Here is a 15,462-nt window from a genome sequence, read left to right on the forward strand (position 1 = left end):
CTAGCTGTAGCGAATGCGCGGATCAAGCCACGCGTAGAGCACATCGACGACGAAGTTCATGAAGACGAAGATCGTCACCACGAGCATCACCAGCGCCTGTGTCAGTGTGTAATCGGACTGGGTCACGGATTCGACGAACAGCTTCCCGAGGCCGTTCAGGTTGAACACCTGCTCGGTCACGACAAGGCCACCCATCAGGAACGCGAATTCAATCCCGATGATGGTCACCACCGGCAGCATCGCGTTTTTCAGCGCGTGCTTGTTGACGATGACTTTCTCGATCAGACCCTTGGCCCGGGCGGTGCGGATATAATCCTCCCCGAGCACTTCGAGCATGGCCGATCTGGTCATACGTGTCGCGACAGCGGAATATCGATATCCCGTTGCCAGTGCAGGCCAGATGAGCTGCGATATATTATGTGCCGGATCATCAAAGATCGATTTGAAGCTGATCGGCGGCATCCAGGGTCTTCCCATGAATTCCTGCGTTCCGATCAACAGGCCCAGGATCATGAGAATGCCGAGCCAGAAGGACGGCATTGCGATGCCGGCGATGCTGAAACCGCGGACGACATAATCGACCATCGTGTTCTGCTTCGCTGCGGAGATAACCCCGAGCGGAATGGCGATTACGATGGAAGTCAGTGTTGCCATGATTGCGACCTGCAACGACAGCTCGAACCGGACGCCGATTTCGTATGTAACATCCTTGCCTGTCCACATGGATGTGCCGAGATCGAGAACGAAGAACCCCTTCATATAGTCCCAGAACTGGACATAAATTGGGTTCTCAAGTCCGAGACTTACCTGACATTGCCTGATTTGCTCTGGGTCCGCGTATGCACCTTCGCCACCGAACTTGATCAGGCAGATATCGCCCGGGACAAGCCTTAGAAGAAGGAAGACGAGGATAGCCGCTCCGATCAGGGTCGGAAGCAGCATGAGCAAGCGTTTGACGATGTATCCGTACATGCCTTGCCGTAAAACCTTTGCTGGAAAAGGGCGACCGCCCCGCCGGGGGGCGGGGCGGCCGACGTCTTTAGCAGTAGATTAACCGCCGAGTTGTCTTTTCTTCTCGGCCTGGTCGATCCAGATGTTGTCGAGTGCCTGGTTCAGGTAGTGGCTTGGTGCGATCTTCCAGCCCTTCACATAGGAACGGTGCGGGTTGATCTTGTACCACCAGAGCGTAATGAACTGCGATGCCAGCTCGTCCAGTACCCGCTTTTCATATTTGCGGATGATGGCGCGCTGTTTTGCTTCATCACCTTCGGCCAGAAGCTCGTCATACCATTTGAGCAACTGCTCATCCTGGAACTCGGCGTAGTTGTTGCCGGCGCCGGGCAGGAACTTCGAGATGTCGGCAATCGGGTTCACGATCGACTGACAGTTGAAGTCGAGCGAGATGGTGAAGTCTTTCTGCTTACGCAGTGTGGCGTAGAAAGGCGTGGTCGGCTGGACCCACTGGTCCGCCTGGACACCAATCTTCTTCCACTGATCGATCAGCCATGTGCCGACAACCTTGTAGGGCTGGTCGACGCCGCGATTGTGCAGGGTGATCTTCAGGTTTTCGTGACCGGCTTCCTTCAGCAGTCTTTTCGCTTCGGCGCGGTTCGCCTCGACGTCTTTGCCATAGCCGGCAAGCTGAGAAAGTTCGGCTTCGGTTGCTGCGAGCGGGTGACCCGGGAAGACAACGCCGCCAACGGTTTTCACGATCGCAATACGGGACAGGTATTTGGAGCCGCCCTCACGATCGATGGCGAGCGACAGTGCTTTACGCACCCGCACGTCGTCCATCGGCTTGACCTTGTGGTTCGGGGTCACGATTAGAACGCAGTTCCAGTCGCTTTCCTGAACCGTGATGGCGTCGCCAAGGGCTTTGACAAGATCGTCACGCGCTTTCGGCGGGAAACCGCGGAACTCGATGTCGGCCTGGCCACCACGAATTGCCTGCAGGCGAACGGACATTTTCGGCGCTGAAATCGCGGTGAAACCGTCCAGATAGGGCATGCCCTTGTGATGGTAGTTCTCGTTCTTGACACCCTTTACGTGGCTGCCAGGAACGTGCTCGACAAACCGGAAAGCGCCCGACCCGTTGATGTTTTTCTGGTGCCAAGTGTAACCGTGCGCGTCCAGATCCTTCTTCGCATAGAGGAAGTTGTACGGCATGGCGACAGACGGCAAGAAGGTGCCGGACGGGTTCTTCAGCTTGAAGACGACGGTGTAATCGTCAGGCGCTGAAATCGATTCGACAGTCTTGAAGTATGCCTGCCGGTTCGAGGCAATGCCCTCCGGCGGAAAGGCGATCTTGTCGAAGGTAGCCTTGACGTCGTGCGCGGTCAGCGGCGTGCCGTCGTGGAACTTCACGTCCTTGCGGATCTTGAAGGTGTATTTGGTACCGCCGTCCGTCGCCTTCGGAACATCGCCTTCACAAACGTCGCAGACAAAGTCTGTCGGCGAGGAGGGATTGTCCGGGTTTACCCGTATCAGCAAGCTGTAGAACGGGCGGATCGGGTGGATCATGCCGAAGGTGGATTCGATATGTGCGTCGTAAGACGGAATTTTCGAACCGACAACCAACCGCAGCTCGTCGCCATATTGCGGCGTTTCGGCTGTTGCGGGGCTGGCGGGCCCGAAGATGGCAGCAACACCCAGCGCAAGCGCTGTTGTGGCTGCAGAGCGCCAAAGCATTTTCATAAACGTGTTCCTTCCCTAGTAGCGAATTTGTTTATTGTTTTTTGAATAGGCTCGGCCAGCAATGAACGTCACTGCTTCTTCGCCAAGCGAAGAACGGACTCATTACCAATTGGACCGTTGTCTGAAGTTCCTCCGTTCGCCTACCCTTTCGTCAGTCTGCTAACCGTTGTTTTCCGGTCTTTCAGCTGATCGAACTGAATATCATTGTCCCGCCTTTCGATTTCCGGTCAAGGAAACACTGCATAACGGGACGTGCTTTTCCGGACTACGGGAACATGTCGAGGGAATGGAAACAAAATGACGGTGGTTAAAGCGCTTTTTTTTGATGTTTTTGGGACCGTTGTCGATTGGCGGAACAGCATTGCTGAGGAAGTAGACCGCTTTTCTGACGAAAAGGGCCTGGGCCTGGACGGGCAGGCCTTCGCGCTCTCCTGGAGGCGGCGGTACGTCCCGGCAATGGCTCGAATACGCAGTGGCGAGCGCGGTTTCATTGACCTCGACACATTGCACCGGGAAAACCTGATCGAGGTGCTGGAGGAGTTTGGGGTCGCGGATCTGAGTGACGCCGACGTCGAGCATCTTAATATGGTCTGGCATCGTCTTAATCCCTGGCCCGACAGCGTGCCGGGGCTGGCCCGGCTGAAAACCAAATTCATTCTGGCGACCATGTCGAACGGCAACGTGAAGCTTATGGTCGACATGGCGAAGCATGGCGGATTGCCCTGGGACATGATTCTCGGGGCCGAGATCGCGCAGAGCTACAAGCCGGACCCTGAAACATATCTCGCCGGGTGCCGCATGCTGCGTCTCGCTCCGGAGGAATGCATGATGGTCGCTGCCCATAACGGCGACTTGGTCGCTGCCCGTGCACTCGGCCTGAAAACGGCTTTTATCGCGCGGCCGACGGAGTACGGACCGGAGCAGACGGTCGATTTCAAAGCCGAGCACGATTTCGATGTCATCGCGGAGTCGATGGAGGGCGTTGCCGACAAGCTCGGCTGCTGAAGCTGTTTTAAAAGGGAGAAGCGGAATGGCCGACAAGAGCCCGACCGAAACATACGGAGACTTCATTGCCGCGATGAGCGGCATGCCCGTCCCGGAGACGGCACAACATCATGCAAAACGTTGTGTCCTCGACTGGTTCGCGGCGGCGGTTCCGGGAAGCGTGCTGCCGCCGGCGACATTGCTGCCCGATGCGGTTCCTGAGGATCTTGACCGCGGGCGCGCGCGGCTGATCCCGTCCGGGAGGTTTGCGACAGCGCGGGCCGCGGCCTTGATCAATGGCGCCGGCTCTCACACGGTTGAGTTCGACGATATTTACCGGGACGGACTCTATCATCCCGGCGTTGCCGTCATTCCCGCCGCGCTTGCGCTTGCCGAGGAAACAGGAGCGGATGGCGCGCTTTTTCTCCGTGCGGTCATTGCCGGATACGAAGTCTCCAACCGGATCGCCGCAGCGGTCAATCCGGCGCATTACGATTACTGGCACACAACGGCGACCATCGGGTATTTCGGCGGTACGGCATCCTCTTCCGTCCTGCTCGGCCTGACCGCATCCGAGGCGGCGCATGCGCTTGCCTCTGCGGGGACCATGGCGGCCGGATTGCAGCAGGCTTTCCGGGCCGAGGCCATGAGCAAGCCATTGCATGCCGGCCGGGCGTCGGAAGGCGGCGTGCTGGCGGCGCGGATGGCAAAAGCCGGCATCACCGGCGCGCTCGATATTCTGGAAGGCGCCGCCGGGTTCGGAGCGGCGATGAGCCGGGATGTGGACTGGGAGGCCGCTGTTGAGGGGCTTGGTTCCGACTGGACCATCGAGCGGACCACGCAGAAGAACCACGCTGCTTGCGGGCATGTTCATGCGGCCGTCGATGCTGTGAGGGAAATCGTCACCGCGAATAACCTCACGGCAGAGTCGATCCGCCGGATCGAAGCTGGTTCCTATCAGAAGTCGCTTGAGATCTGTGGCAATGCCGATCCCAAAACGGCTTTCGAAGCGAAGTTCTCTCTGCCGTATTGCCTCGGCGCGGTCATCGCGACCGGTGCGGTCCGGATCGCGGCCTTCTCTCCGGAGGCGCTTGCCGACCCGATGATCCGCGACATCGCGGCGAAGGTCGAGCATACGGTCGACCCTGAATGCGATGCGGCCTTCCCGCGCCGGCGCTCAGCAAAAGTCACGATCGAGACCGCGGATGGCCAGCGTTTCAGCCATTATGCGCGGACCCGCAAGGGAGATCCCGATTTGCCGCTTAGTGACGCGGAACTGGATGAGAAATTCTTTGAATTGACCGGCGGCGTGCTGGGCACGGCGGCCAAGCCATTGCGGGATGCGCTCTGGCGGATCGATGCCCTGGCATCCCTGTCCGATCTGCCATTCGGCGAAATTGCGGCAAAATCAGCAGCGGAATAACCGCGCTTTACAGGAGGAAGTTTTGGATTTCAATTTGAGTGAGGAGCAGCGTCTCTTCCAGGATTCCGTGCGCGGTTTTGCGGAGCGTCACCTGCAGGAAGGCGCGCTCGCCCGGGCCCATGAAGAGAGTTTCCCGTTCGATGTGGCGAAACTGATGGCCGGGCAAGGCTTGATGGGGATCACGTTCGACGAAGCCGACGGCGGGCAGGGCGGCTCGGTGATGGACGCGGTGCTTGCCATTCAGGCCGTCTCCGAGATTTGCCCGCGCAGCGCCGATGTCATCCAGGCTGGTAATTTCGGCCCGATCCGCACCTTCGCTGAATATGCCAGCCCCGCTCACAAGGAGAAGTGGCTAGGCAAGCTTCTGGCCGGTGAGATGGCGATCTCGCTCGGTATGTCCGAGCCGGAAGCAGGGTCCGCCGCGACCGATCTCGTCACGTCGGCCACGCCGGACGGAGACGGCTTCCGGGTCAACGGCACGAAGGTCTTTTCCACCCACAGCCCGGAAGCGGGAATTTTCCTGATCTATGTGCGCTTCGGGCCGGGGTTGGACGGGATCGGGTCGGTGATCCTTGAGCGCGGGCAGGAAGGCTTCACCATGGGCAAGCCGGTGCGCTATGTCGGCGGCGAGCACTGGTGCCAGCTCTATTTCGAGGATGTCTACGTTCCAGCGGAAAATGTGTTGCTCGGCGAGGGCGGGTTCCGCAAGCAGATCGCGGCTTTCAATGTTGAACGGATCGGCAACTCCGCCCGGGCGCTGGCCTTTGGCCGGCACGCGTTCGAGATTGCCCGGGAACATGCCCTGACACGCAAACAGTTCGGCAGGGAGTTGGCTGAATTCCAGGGCATACAGTGGAAATTTGCGGAAGCCGCCGCGCAGATCGAGGCAGCCCAGCTCATGCTCTACAAGGTCGCGACGGAAGCTGCCGAGCGACTGCCGTCCGCCTATGACACGGCCATCGCCAAGTTTCTCTGCAATGAGGCCGGGTTCCGGGCCGCGAATGATGCCATGCAGGTGCTGGGGGCTCTCGGTTACACGGAGGAAAGCCTGGTGGAATACTGCTGGCGCCGGACGCGCGGCTGGCAAATCGCCGGCGGCAGCCTTGAGATGATGAAAAACCGGATCGCTGAAGGTGTCTTCGAGAAACGCTTCTCTCAACGGGCGCCAAAAGCAAAGTAGGTGCTTTTGGCAATCAATTAATTGCTTTCAGCATTCAATATGGTCACCATGCTTCCACATGAGGGAGGAACATGGTGACCGATATGCATGACCCGGTGGAGGCTGTCCGCCACTTTTCCCGTTTCTATACCGGCAGAATCAATGTTCTGGCGGACCGTCTGCTGGAGAGCGAATTCTCGCTGCCGGAAGCCCGTGTGATTTTCGAGCTTGGCCATTGCGACGGGATGAGTGCCCGCGATCTGGCGGACATGCTGGGGCTCGATCCGGGGTATCTCAGCCGCCTTCTGAATGGCCTGAAGCGTCGCGGTATCCTCACCCGGTCGGTATCCGAGATGGACCGGAGGCGCCATGTCCTTGCGCTGACAGATGCCGGAAGCAGCGCGCTTGAAGCTCTTCAGGCAAAATCGCGTGCGGAGGTTTCCGCGGTGCTGGAACCGCTGGGGCAGGACGCGCGTCGAGATTTGGTCTCCACCTTGCGCAAGGCTGAGCACTTGCTCGGTGGTGAGAGTGCCGCCGGAAAACCGGTGCCGGTGATCCGGCCGCATCGGGTCGGCGAGCTGTCCTGGGCGCTTGCCCGGCAAGCCATGCTTTATGAGCAGGAATACGGTTGGGACGGTGGTTTTGAGCTGACCCTGCTGAAGATCGGACGCGAGTTTCTCGAGCACTACAACCCGGACGATGATTGCCTCTGGATTGCTGAGGTGGATGACCGGGTCGCCGGATCAGCGGCTGTGGTGCGCGACGGGCCGGAAACAGCACGACTCAGGATCGTCTATGTCGAGCCGGACGCACGCGGACTGGGACTCGGGCACAAGCTTGTCGGAGCCTGTATCGATTTTGCCCGTTCGCGCGGTTATCGCGAGATGGTGCTCTCGACCTACAGCATGCTGACCGCGGCACGCCGCGTCTATGAGGTGGCCGGGTTCACGCTTTATGCAGAAGAAGACGAACAGGCCTATGGCCAGTACCTGACAGCTCAGCATTGGCGCCGCGATCTGGCATAGATAAGTGCGTGGAATAGCGCTACCGACGAGGGAGAATTTTTAGCAATATCAGTGTTCAGGCACGGATTACCAGACCCGTTGCCAATTCTTTGCAGCGGGCTTTCCGGATGTCTGAATACACGCCTCTACTTCTCGCGCTGTTCGCGGCGTTCCTGTTTGCCATCGGCGGGCAGTTGCAGAATCTTGGCGTGAAAACGGTCGACTCCCGGACCGGCACCGCAATTTCGATCAGCACCTCAGCCTTGATGTGCTGGTGCGCCGCGCCGTTCTTCATGGACTGGTCTGCATGGGCGCATCCGGCGGTACTGATTTTCATGGCTGTCGGCATCTTCAGGCCGGCACTTTCCGCGAATTTCTCTGTCGTCGGGATCCGCTATCTCGGCCCGACCCTGTCATCCACCCTGTCGTCGACATCACCGTTGTTTGGTCTAGCTCTCGGTATTCTCGTTCTTGGTGAGGCGCTGACCTGGCAGACCGCGCTTGGCACGGTTGGCATCGTTGTGGCCGTCGTCATGCTGTCCCGCCGGGGCAAGATGGCGGAGGTTTCCTGGCCGGTCTGGGCGCTGTTGTTCCCGGTCGCCGCTGCGGCGATCCGTTCGGCCGCGCATGTGCTTTCCAAGGTGGGCATGGAATTCATTCCCGATCCCTATTTCGCCACGCTCGTTGGCTTTACTGTTTCGGCGGTTGTCGCAACGGGGGCCCGGTTCGTGAAGAAGGCCGATGTGCCTTTCACCTGGAACGCGCCAGGGCCGCGCTGGTTTGCTGTGGCGGGGCTGACCTTCGGAAGCGCGGTTGTCTGCCTCAACCAGGCGCTGTTGATTGGTAAAGTCGTGACGGTGGTGCCGATCATTGCCGCTTCGCCGATCTTCAGCATGATGCTGAGCCTGATCGTCTTCCGGCGCGAAGTTCTGACGCTGCGGATTGCTGCTGCGGTGCTGGTGGTCTGTGGCTCGGTGGTCCTGATTGCGCTGAACCGCTAGACAGGGACAGCTACCTCGCCGTTCATCAGCAGTCGTGCCGTGCGGATGACGGTAACGGAGCGGACTGTGGGCCCGTCATTCGCGGTCACGTCTGCACCGACGGGCAGGATGCCCGATGGATTGGCGAGGCGCACATCCCCGTCCGGTATCTTCGTCAAAGCCGCTGGGACAGTTCCCGACAATCGGCAGGCAACGCCGGTGCACATGGCGCCGGTCAGAGGCAGAACCCGGTGGACATTCTCCATGGAGAGCATCCGGACGGCCAGGTCGGCCATCTCCGGATCGATCGTGTTACCGGCCAGGTCGCGGGCAGCTTGCGGCGCGCCGACGATGGCGATCTTGGGAACGGCGGAGGGCGCTGATGCTTCATCCTTGGCCAGCCCCATCATGACGGCAGCCTTGCGCCTTATTTCATCAAGCAGGTCCATCAGCGTCCGGTCGGCTTCGAGTTCCGCGATGGTCTCGTTCGCGGTGCGGCCAACAGCCGCCGCGTCGATGAAAACGCTTGGGTTGCCGACATCCATCAGCGTCGCATCGAAACTCCGGCCGTCGTCGGTCCTGATTTGGTCCGTCAGGTTGCCGGTCGGAAGCAGGCTGCCGGTTCCAGCGCCTGCGGGATCGAGGAATTCGAGCCGGATCGGGGCGCCTGTGCCGGCGACACCGGGGATGGCGAAAGCGCCGGTTTCGGTCGCAAGACCGTCCTCGACGGCGAAATGGGCAATCAGGATCTTGTCGGTGTTGGTGTTGTAGACACGGACGGAGCGCTGGCCGTCGGCGAGCCGGATCAGGCCGCGTTCCAGCGCGAAGGGTCCGACGGCGGAGGACAGGTTTCCGCAGTTCGAGCTGTAATCCACCAGCGGATTGCCGACGGCCACCTGTCCGAAGGTAAAATCGAGATCGGCGTCGTCCCGATCGCTTGGCGAGATCACGGCCACTTTCGACACGGACGAAACCCCGCCGCCCATGCCGTTGAGCTGGCGCCCGTAGGGATCGGGGCTGCCGATGACGGACAGAAACAGGGGGTCCCAGAAGGATCGGTCCGGCGGCAGATCTTCCAGTGAGAAGAACACCCCCTTGCTGGAGCCTCCACGTATGAAACAGGCGGGGATGCGGAGGCTTGTCATGATCCGGTTAACGCTCGTTCGCTGGAATGGCGGCTTTCGGCGGGAAGGAGAGGGTGACCGTGGTGCCTTCTCCGAGGGTGCTTGTGATGTTGATGGAGCCGCCCATGGCTTCCGTCAGCCGTTTCGAGACATGCAGCCCGATGCCGAGCCCGCCGGCGGTGACGTTGCGGTCGGTCTCCGAGCGAACATAGAGATCGAATATGTTCTCCAGAACCGATGGCGCGATACCGGTACCGGTATCGGACACCTGCACCTTCATGCCGGTGGCGTCCTTGCTCAGGGCAAGGCTGATGGTGCCGCCGGAATCCGTGAACTTGATGGCGTTGCTGAGAAGGTTAAGCACCACTTGCCGCAACCGTTGCGGATCGACCGGATGCGCGACCGGTCCTTGCGGCAGAAGGAGGCGCATTTTAAGGCTTTGCGAGCGGGACTTCGGTTCGATGACCGCCTGGCACTCTTCCAGGATTTCCTTGATGTCCGAGGGCTCGAGCTTGAGCCGGAGGCTGTTGTCCTCGATCAGCGACAGATCGATCAGCTCGTTGATCAGGTCAAGCAGGTGGCGTGCGGAAACGCCGATGGTCTGGACATAGTCCGCATATTTCTCATGTGGCAGCGGGCCCAGCGTTTCATGCTGGATCATCTCGGAAAAACCGATGATCGCGTTCAGTGGCGTGCGCAACTCATGGCTCATGGTGCCGAGGAACCGGCTCTTGGCGACGTTGGCGGCATCAGCCTCGTCAGCCGCTTCGGTCAGGGCCTTCTCGATTTCGACATGGCGGGATCCGTCCCGCATGCTTGCCGTGAACATGACGCCAACCGTCGTCGGCACCAGCATCATCGACAGTTCGATCGGAATCAGCGCGCCGTTGCGCTTGCGGGCAAAAACCTCTCGCCGCATCGTCTGCGCCGGCTCCGCCGCCTGGGACAGAAAGGTCTGACGCACCGAGCGGTGCGCCGAACGATCCGCATCGGGATAGAGAATTTCTACTGGCTGGCCAATAAGCTCAGACGCGTTGTAATCGAGTAGTTGGCTCAATAGCCGGTTCGCGCCGCGAATGATGCCCTCGGCATCGAAAACGACAAGGGGATCCGGCACTGCGTCGATCGGAATCGGCAGATCGGTCTGGCTCACGCCGCCCACATAGCCGGCGAACGGCTGTTCTGAGTCCTTTTCCAAGTCTCCTAGGCCCCGGAGGGTCGGATGAGGCAATGTGGTCGTTCCCGGATGGTTTATCTGAACAAAATCGGCCATGCCCTCCCCCATTTTGAGCATGGTACCGACAGCTATTTCTTCGCCGCCACATCACAAGACTAAGTGCATTCGTGCGCTTTAGCTACATGATTTAGTGGTGGATTTAGTGAAATTTTATCTAGTTTGGGGTGGCGATTACCTAAGCTATTGCTTTATTGGAACGGACGGTCGCCAGCGAGTGTGATCCGGTGCATCAGGCGTCTATATCCATGATAATCGTTCACTGGATAGTGCATCGCCGCACGGTTGTCCCAGAAGGCGACAGCACCCTCTGACCAGCGAAACCGGCAGGTGAATTCGGGCTGGATCTGGTGCTCGAACAGGAACTCCAGAATGGGAGCGCTTTCCTCTTCGGTCATGCCGTCGAACCGGACCGTATGGGCGACATTTACATAGAGTGCTTTTCGCCCGGTCTCGGGGTGCGTCCGGATCACCGGATGACATGATTCGAACTCGTCTCCCGTCAGTCCTGCCGAGGCGCGGTCCATCATGTGCGTTCGTGTCCGCTGCACCTTGCGCTTGCCTGAGATGTTGAACGCTTTCAATGGGGCAAGCAGCGCTTTCATGCCGTCGGACAAGGCTTCATAGGCAAGATACTGGTTGGCGAAGAGCGTATCGCCGCCAAAAGGCGGCAGCTCCCGCGCATAGAGCATCGTGCCCATGGGCGGTGTGTCCTGGTAGACCGTGTCCGAGTGCCAGACCCCGCCAAAATTATACTGATCGTCTTCTTTTTTCAGGATTGGGGTGATCTCCGGGAACTCATCCAACCCTTTTGCAAAGGGATAGATCAGAGGGTCGCCGAAGCGGCGCGCGAAACGGAGCTGCTGCTCCGGCGTCAATGTCTGGGCGGGAAGGAAGATCACCAGGTGATCGAGCAGCGCCTTGCGGAGGGCTGCGACAGTGCCGTCATCAAGCTCTCGGGAGGCATCGATGCCATGAATTTCCGCGCCCATGGCGCCGGCTACCGGTCTGATGTCGAGCGTCTGCTGCGCCAGTCTGGACTGAGCCATCTCTTCCTCCCGTGTGGTTATTCTTTTTCGTTACTGCAATTTAATCCCACGGAGATGGTCGGCGACAAGTGGCCTGTTCAACCATTCGAAGGTTCCGAATGGGCGTCAGTCGGAGACTTGGTTGCGAGCCATGGCGCACACTTCACTGGCGCTGTGCCCGGCCGCACGCAAATCCCGGATGGCGATGGACTGGTCCCTTTTGGCGAGCCGCTTGCCATCCTCGTCCCGCAGTAACCCGTGATGCTGGTAGTCGGGTGTGGGCAGGCCGAGCAGGGCCTGCAGCAATCGGTGAACATGCGTTGCGTCCAGCAGATCCTCGCCCCGGGTGACCAGAGTGATGCCCTGCAGCGCATCGTCGAGCGTCACCGCGAGATGATAGCTCGTCGGAATATCGCGCCGGGCAAGCACCACGTCGCCGAACATTTCGGGGCGGGCCTGTTGCGTGCCGCGCTGCCGGTCCGTCCAGACGAGCGGCCCGGTCCGTTCAAGCGCGCGGGTCATCCGCAGCCGGAGCGCGAAGGGCGCGCCGGAGTCGAGGCGGCGCTGGCGTTCGGCTTTGGTGAGCAGCGTGTCGGTGTCCGTGGGAGCCTCTGTCGGAGCGCCGTGTGGCGCCGAGAGCGTCTCGTTCAACTCGCGTCGTGACAGGAAGCAGCGATAGAGCAGCCCCATCTCTTCCAGTAGATCGAGGGCTGTCCGGTAAAAATCAAAATGTTCCGATTGGCGGCGTACCGGCTCCGCCCAGGACAGGCCGAGCCAGCGGAGATCGTCCAGATTGGCCGCCTCATGTTCCGGCCGGCAGCGGGTGACGTCGATATCCTCTATCCGTAACAGGAACGTGCCGCCGTCGCGTGCTGCCAGGTCTGATGCGAACAGGGCCGAGTAAGCATGGCCGAGATGAAGGTCACCGGTCGGTGACGGCGCGAAACGGGTGACGGTGCCGACAAGAGGCGGCGTGCCGTCTGGAAACAGCAACGAAGAAGACAGAGCGAAGCCTCCAAGCTTGGCGGGGCACGGTTCCTGATATAGGTAGCGTAGCAGGTGAGGGAGCGAAACCGGTCTCCCGCGATAGAACATGGGAGATGGAGATGACCGAACTTGACGGGCCGCGCATGGCGGCTGCGAGCGTTGAAGCCCCGACGGCGCTGGTGGTTCTGCTGCACGGACTTGGTGCTGACGGTAACGATCTGATCGGCCTTGCGCCGGTCTGGGCGCCGCATCTGCCGCATGTCGAGTTCGTCTCCCCGAACGCGCCATACCCTTGCGACATGGCGCCATACGGCCGGCAATGGTTCAGTCTGCAAGTCCGGACCGAGGAAGTCATGCTCGAAGGCGTGCGGCAGGCCGCGCCGATCCTTGAGAATTTCCTGGTCGGTGAGCTGGCCCGTACAGGGCTTGGTTGGGACCGTCTGGCACTTGTCGGGTTCTCCCAGGGCACCATGATGTCCCTGCATGTGGCGCCCCGCCTGAAACAGGCTCCCGCCGGTGTGCTCGGTTATTCCGGTGCCCTTGTCGCGGGTGGATTGCTGGCTGAAGAAACTGTCGGAAAACCGCCTGTTTCGCTGATCCATGGTCTGGCGGACGAGGTTGTGCCGCATGCGGCAATGCCAGCTGCCGAGGCAGCGTTGCAGGCTGTCGGCATCGAGGTCGAATCGCAGTCCCGTCCGGGGCTGGGCCATGGCATTGACGAAGAAGGGCTGGGCCGGGGGCTTGCCTTTCTGCAGCGTGTGCTACCTCAATAGCGGCAGGCGACAAGGCTTTCCCGCGATCCGGGAAGAGGCCGGTAATTTCTCCGGTGACAAGTTCGAAAAACCGTAACAATATATTGATATCAATCGGGTGCTTCTGGAGCACAAAGCGTTGGAAATTGAGGTCGACGAGAAATGAACATCGTTATACCCCACAACATATTGTGGCCGGGCTTGGCGCGCCCTCGTCAGTTTCCTAGTCGGTAATTCCTCGGCAGGACGGAGAGAAACGCGTGAACGCCCTATCAGCTGCTCATCCCTCTCCGGCCCTCGTCCTGAACGCTGATTTCAGACCGCTCAGTTACTTCCCTCTGTCTCTCTGGTCCTGGCAGGACGTCGTCAAGGCGGTGTTCCTGGATCGGGTGAATATTCTTTCCGAATACGATCACGTGGTGCGCTCTCCGAGCTTCGAGATGAAGCTGCCGAGTGTGATCGCGCTGAAGGAGTTCGTGCCGCAATCCCGGCGCCCGGCCTTCACACGGTTCAATGTGTTCCTGCGGGACCGGTTCAGCTGCCAGTATTGCGATACTCGCTTCCCGACACAGGATCTGACCTTCGATCATGTGATCCCGCGCTCGCGCGGCGGCAGGACCAGTTGGGAAAACGTGGTGACCGCCTGCGGTTACTGCAATCTGCACAAGGGCAACAAGATGCCCTCGCCGCGCGGCTTCATGCCGATCGTGAAACCGGTGCAGCCGTCGACTTATCTGCTGCAGGAAAATGGCCGGGCCTTCCCGCCGAACTATCTGCATGAAAGCTGGCGTGACTATCTCTACTGGGACAGCGAGCTGGAGCAGGACGCGTTCGAAACCCGCCCGGGTTTCTGATCCGGCCTATCCGACCAGACCGAGAAGATCCCAGACGCCCCATCCCACCAGCGCGCCGAGCAGCACGACCAGCCAGGGCGGCAGCTTCCAGGCCGCCAGCGCGAGATAGGCCGCGGCAACCAGGGCGAAGTCTGCCGGTGATGCCACCGCACCAGTGAAAATCGGATTGTAGAGCGCCGCAAGGATGAGGCCGACGACTGCTGCATTGACGCCGCGCAGGGCCGCGTACGCCTTGTTGCTGCTTCTCAGCTTGGCCCAGAACGGGAGAGCCGCTGGGACCAGCAGGAAGCTGGAGAAGAAGATCGCAACCAGCGCTGCCAGAGCATAGGGAATCTCACTGCCAGGCGGGGCGATGACTGCGCCGAGGTAGGCGGCAAATGTGAAGAGCGGTCCCGGCACGGCCTGGGCCATGCCGTAGCCCGCGAGAAACGCGTCGTTGTCGATGATGCCTGGCGGCACGATCTCCGCCTGCAACATCGGCAGAACGATATGGCCGCCGCCGAAAACAAGCGCGCCGACCCGGTAGAAGATATCGGTGAGCTGGAGCAGTGGATGGCCGGACTCTGAGGCCAGCAGCGGCAGGCCAACAAGCAGGGCGGCGAACAGGGTGAAGAGCGCCAGCGCGGTCTTTGTGCCGATCCCCGGCTTCATGGCGGTCCCGGTCGGGGCTTCTTCATCGGACTTCAGCAACAGTAGTCCGGCAATGGCTCCGGCAACAATCACCAGCAACTGGCCGTAGGCAGGCGCAGCGATAAGCATGAATGCGGCGGCACAGACAGCAAGGGTTGCGCGCGGGGCGTCGGGGCAGAGGGAACGCCCCATCTGCAATGCGGCCTGGGCTACCACGGCGACGGCGACCAGTTTAAGGCCATGCAGCCAGCCCTGGCCTTCCGCTCCACCCGCGATGTTGACGCCATAGGCAAAAGCAATCAGCAGAGCAGCCGACGGCAGGGTGAAGCCGACCCAGGCAGCCAGCGCACCGGGGAGGCCGCCGCGCAGAAGGCCGATGGCGTAGCCGACCTGGCTGCTGGCCGGGCCGGGCAGAAACTGGCAAAGCGCCACCAGTTCCGAATAGGTCCCGTCGTTGAACCATTTCCGGCGCTCGACGAACTCGGTGCGGAAATAGCCGATATGAGCAACCGGGCCGCCGAAGCTGGTGCAGCCGAGCTTCAGAAAAATCATCAGGATTTCGAGCCAGGAGTTGCAGTCTGGTGCGTGTTTCTTTGGTTGTACGCTCAT

General features: G+C 60.4%; 14 protein-coding genes. 7 read left to right on the top strand and 7 right to left on the bottom strand.

What is annotated here, in order from left to right:
• Together VOI22_RS15625 and VOI22_RS15630 are read right to left on the bottom strand one after the other, a co-directional pair.
• On the bottom strand, positions 1-972 hold the full coding sequence (locus VOI22_RS15625) for an ABC transporter permease (protein ID WP_323797381.1): 972 nt from the start codon (positions 970-972) through the stop codon (positions 1-3).
• 78 nt (positions 973-1,050) lie between these two features.
• Complete coding sequence (locus tag VOI22_RS15630) at positions 1,051-2,694, bottom strand: ABC transporter substrate-binding protein (RefSeq protein WP_323797382.1); 1,644 nt, start codon at positions 2,692-2,694, stop codon at positions 1,051-1,053.
• A 297-nt stretch (positions 2,695-2,991) separates the two neighbouring features.
• Between VOI22_RS15630 and VOI22_RS15635 the strand changes: the two genes are divergently transcribed.
• From VOI22_RS15635 to VOI22_RS15655, 5 genes are all read left to right on the top strand, one after another.
• Positions 2,992-3,699 (top strand): haloacid dehalogenase type II, encoded by a 708-nt coding sequence (locus VOI22_RS15635; RefSeq protein ID WP_323797383.1) that lies wholly within the window; start codon positions 2,992-2,994, stop codon positions 3,697-3,699.
• Between the two features lie 25 nt (positions 3,700-3,724).
• Positions 3,725-5,101 (top strand): MmgE/PrpD family protein, encoded by a 1,377-nt coding sequence (locus tag VOI22_RS15640; protein WP_323797384.1) that lies wholly within the window; start codon positions 3,725-3,727, stop codon positions 5,099-5,101.
• Positions 5,102-5,123: 22 nt separating this feature from the next.
• Complete coding sequence (locus VOI22_RS15645) at positions 5,124-6,281, top strand: acyl-CoA dehydrogenase (RefSeq protein ID WP_323797385.1); 1,158 nt, start codon at positions 5,124-5,126, stop codon at positions 6,279-6,281.
• Between the two features lie 71 nt (positions 6,282-6,352).
• Entirely contained in the window at positions 6,353-7,285 is a 933-nt protein-coding gene (locus VOI22_RS15650; RefSeq protein ID WP_323797386.1) for a helix-turn-helix domain-containing GNAT family N-acetyltransferase, read from the top strand.
• A 107-nt stretch (positions 7,286-7,392) separates the two neighbouring features.
• On the top strand, positions 7,393-8,265 hold the full coding sequence (locus tag VOI22_RS15655; protein WP_323797387.1) for an EamA family transporter: 873 nt from the start codon (positions 7,393-7,395) through the stop codon (positions 8,263-8,265).
• On the opposite strand, the gene VOI22_RS15660 is transcribed toward VOI22_RS15655, so the two are convergent.
• From VOI22_RS15660 to gluQRS, 4 genes are all read right to left on the bottom strand, one after another.
• Entirely contained in the window at positions 8,262-9,389 is a 1,128-nt protein-coding gene (locus VOI22_RS15660; RefSeq protein WP_323797388.1) for a 2-methylaconitate cis-trans isomerase PrpF family protein, read from the bottom strand. The two genes, VOI22_RS15655 and VOI22_RS15660, sit on opposite strands and share 4 nt — an antisense overlap.
• 7 nt (positions 9,390-9,396) lie before the next feature.
• Positions 9,397-10,566: a PAS domain-containing sensor histidine kinase gene (locus VOI22_RS15665; protein WP_323797389.1), complete on the bottom strand. Its 1,170-nt coding sequence runs from the start codon at positions 10,564-10,566 to the stop codon at positions 9,397-9,399.
• Between the two features lie 227 nt (positions 10,567-10,793).
• Complete coding sequence (locus tag VOI22_RS15670) at positions 10,794-11,651, bottom strand: TauD/TfdA dioxygenase family protein (protein ID WP_323797390.1); 858 nt, start codon at positions 11,649-11,651, stop codon at positions 10,794-10,796.
• Positions 11,652-11,756: 105 nt separating this feature from the next.
• Positions 11,757-12,623 (bottom strand): tRNA glutamyl-Q(34) synthetase GluQRS, encoded by an 867-nt coding sequence (gluQRS, locus tag VOI22_RS15675; protein WP_323797391.1) that lies wholly within the window; start codon positions 12,621-12,623, stop codon positions 11,757-11,759.
• Between the two features lie 113 nt (positions 12,624-12,736).
• Between gluQRS and VOI22_RS15680 the strand changes: the two genes are divergently transcribed.
• Positions 12,737-13,390 carry an alpha/beta hydrolase gene (locus tag VOI22_RS15680; protein ID WP_323797392.1) on the top strand — a complete coding sequence of 218 codons (654 nt, stop codon included), beginning with the start codon at positions 12,737-12,739 and terminating at the stop codon, positions 13,388-13,390.
• A gap of 239 nt (positions 13,391-13,629) precedes the next feature.
• Positions 13,630-14,223, top strand: a complete 594-nt coding sequence (locus VOI22_RS15685) for an HNH endonuclease (protein WP_323797393.1) — start codon at positions 13,630-13,632, stop codon at positions 14,221-14,223.
• Between the two features lie 6 nt (positions 14,224-14,229).
• On the opposite strand, the gene chrA is transcribed toward VOI22_RS15685, so the two are convergent.
• Positions 14,230-15,462, bottom strand: coding sequence for a chromate efflux transporter (gene chrA, locus VOI22_RS15690; protein ID WP_323797394.1), 1,233 nt, complete (start codon positions 15,460-15,462; stop codon positions 14,230-14,232).

This window comes from Nisaea sp. (assembly GCF_034670185.1).
Taxonomy (GTDB): domain Bacteria; phylum Pseudomonadota; class Alphaproteobacteria; order Thalassobaculales; family Thalassobaculaceae; genus Nisaea.

Excerpts from the sequence above, each read along its gene's own strand:
- VOI22_RS15625 (WP_323797381.1), bottom strand. The coding sequence starts at position 972 with ATGTACGGATACATCGTCAAACGCTTGCTCATGCTGCTTCCGACCCTG.
- VOI22_RS15630 (WP_323797382.1), bottom strand. The coding sequence starts at position 2,694 with ATGAAAATGCTTTGGCGCTCTGCAGCCACAACAGCGCTTGCGCTGGGT.
- VOI22_RS15635 (WP_323797383.1), top strand. The coding sequence starts at position 2,992 with ATGACGGTGGTTAAAGCGCTTTTTTTTGATGTTTTTGGGACCGTTGTC.
- VOI22_RS15640 (WP_323797384.1), top strand. The coding sequence starts at position 3,725 with ATGGCCGACAAGAGCCCGACCGAAACATACGGAGACTTCATTGCCGCG.
- VOI22_RS15650 (WP_323797386.1), top strand. The coding sequence starts at position 6,353 with ATGGTGACCGATATGCATGACCCGGTGGAGGCTGTCCGCCACTTTTCC.
- VOI22_RS15655 (WP_323797387.1), top strand. The coding sequence starts at position 7,393 with ATGTCTGAATACACGCCTCTACTTCTCGCGCTGTTCGCGGCGTTCCTG.
- VOI22_RS15660 (WP_323797388.1), bottom strand. The coding sequence starts at position 9,389 with ATGACAAGCCTCCGCATCCCCGCCTGTTTCATACGTGGAGGCTCCAGC.
- VOI22_RS15670 (WP_323797390.1), bottom strand. The coding sequence starts at position 11,651 with ATGGCTCAGTCCAGACTGGCGCAGCAGACGCTCGACATCAGACCGGTA.
- VOI22_RS15680 (WP_323797392.1), top strand. The coding sequence starts at position 12,737 with ATGACCGAACTTGACGGGCCGCGCATGGCGGCTGCGAGCGTTGAAGCC.
- chrA (WP_323797394.1), bottom strand. The coding sequence starts at position 15,462 with ATGAGCGTACAACCAAAGAAACACGCACCAGACTGCAACTCCTGGCTC.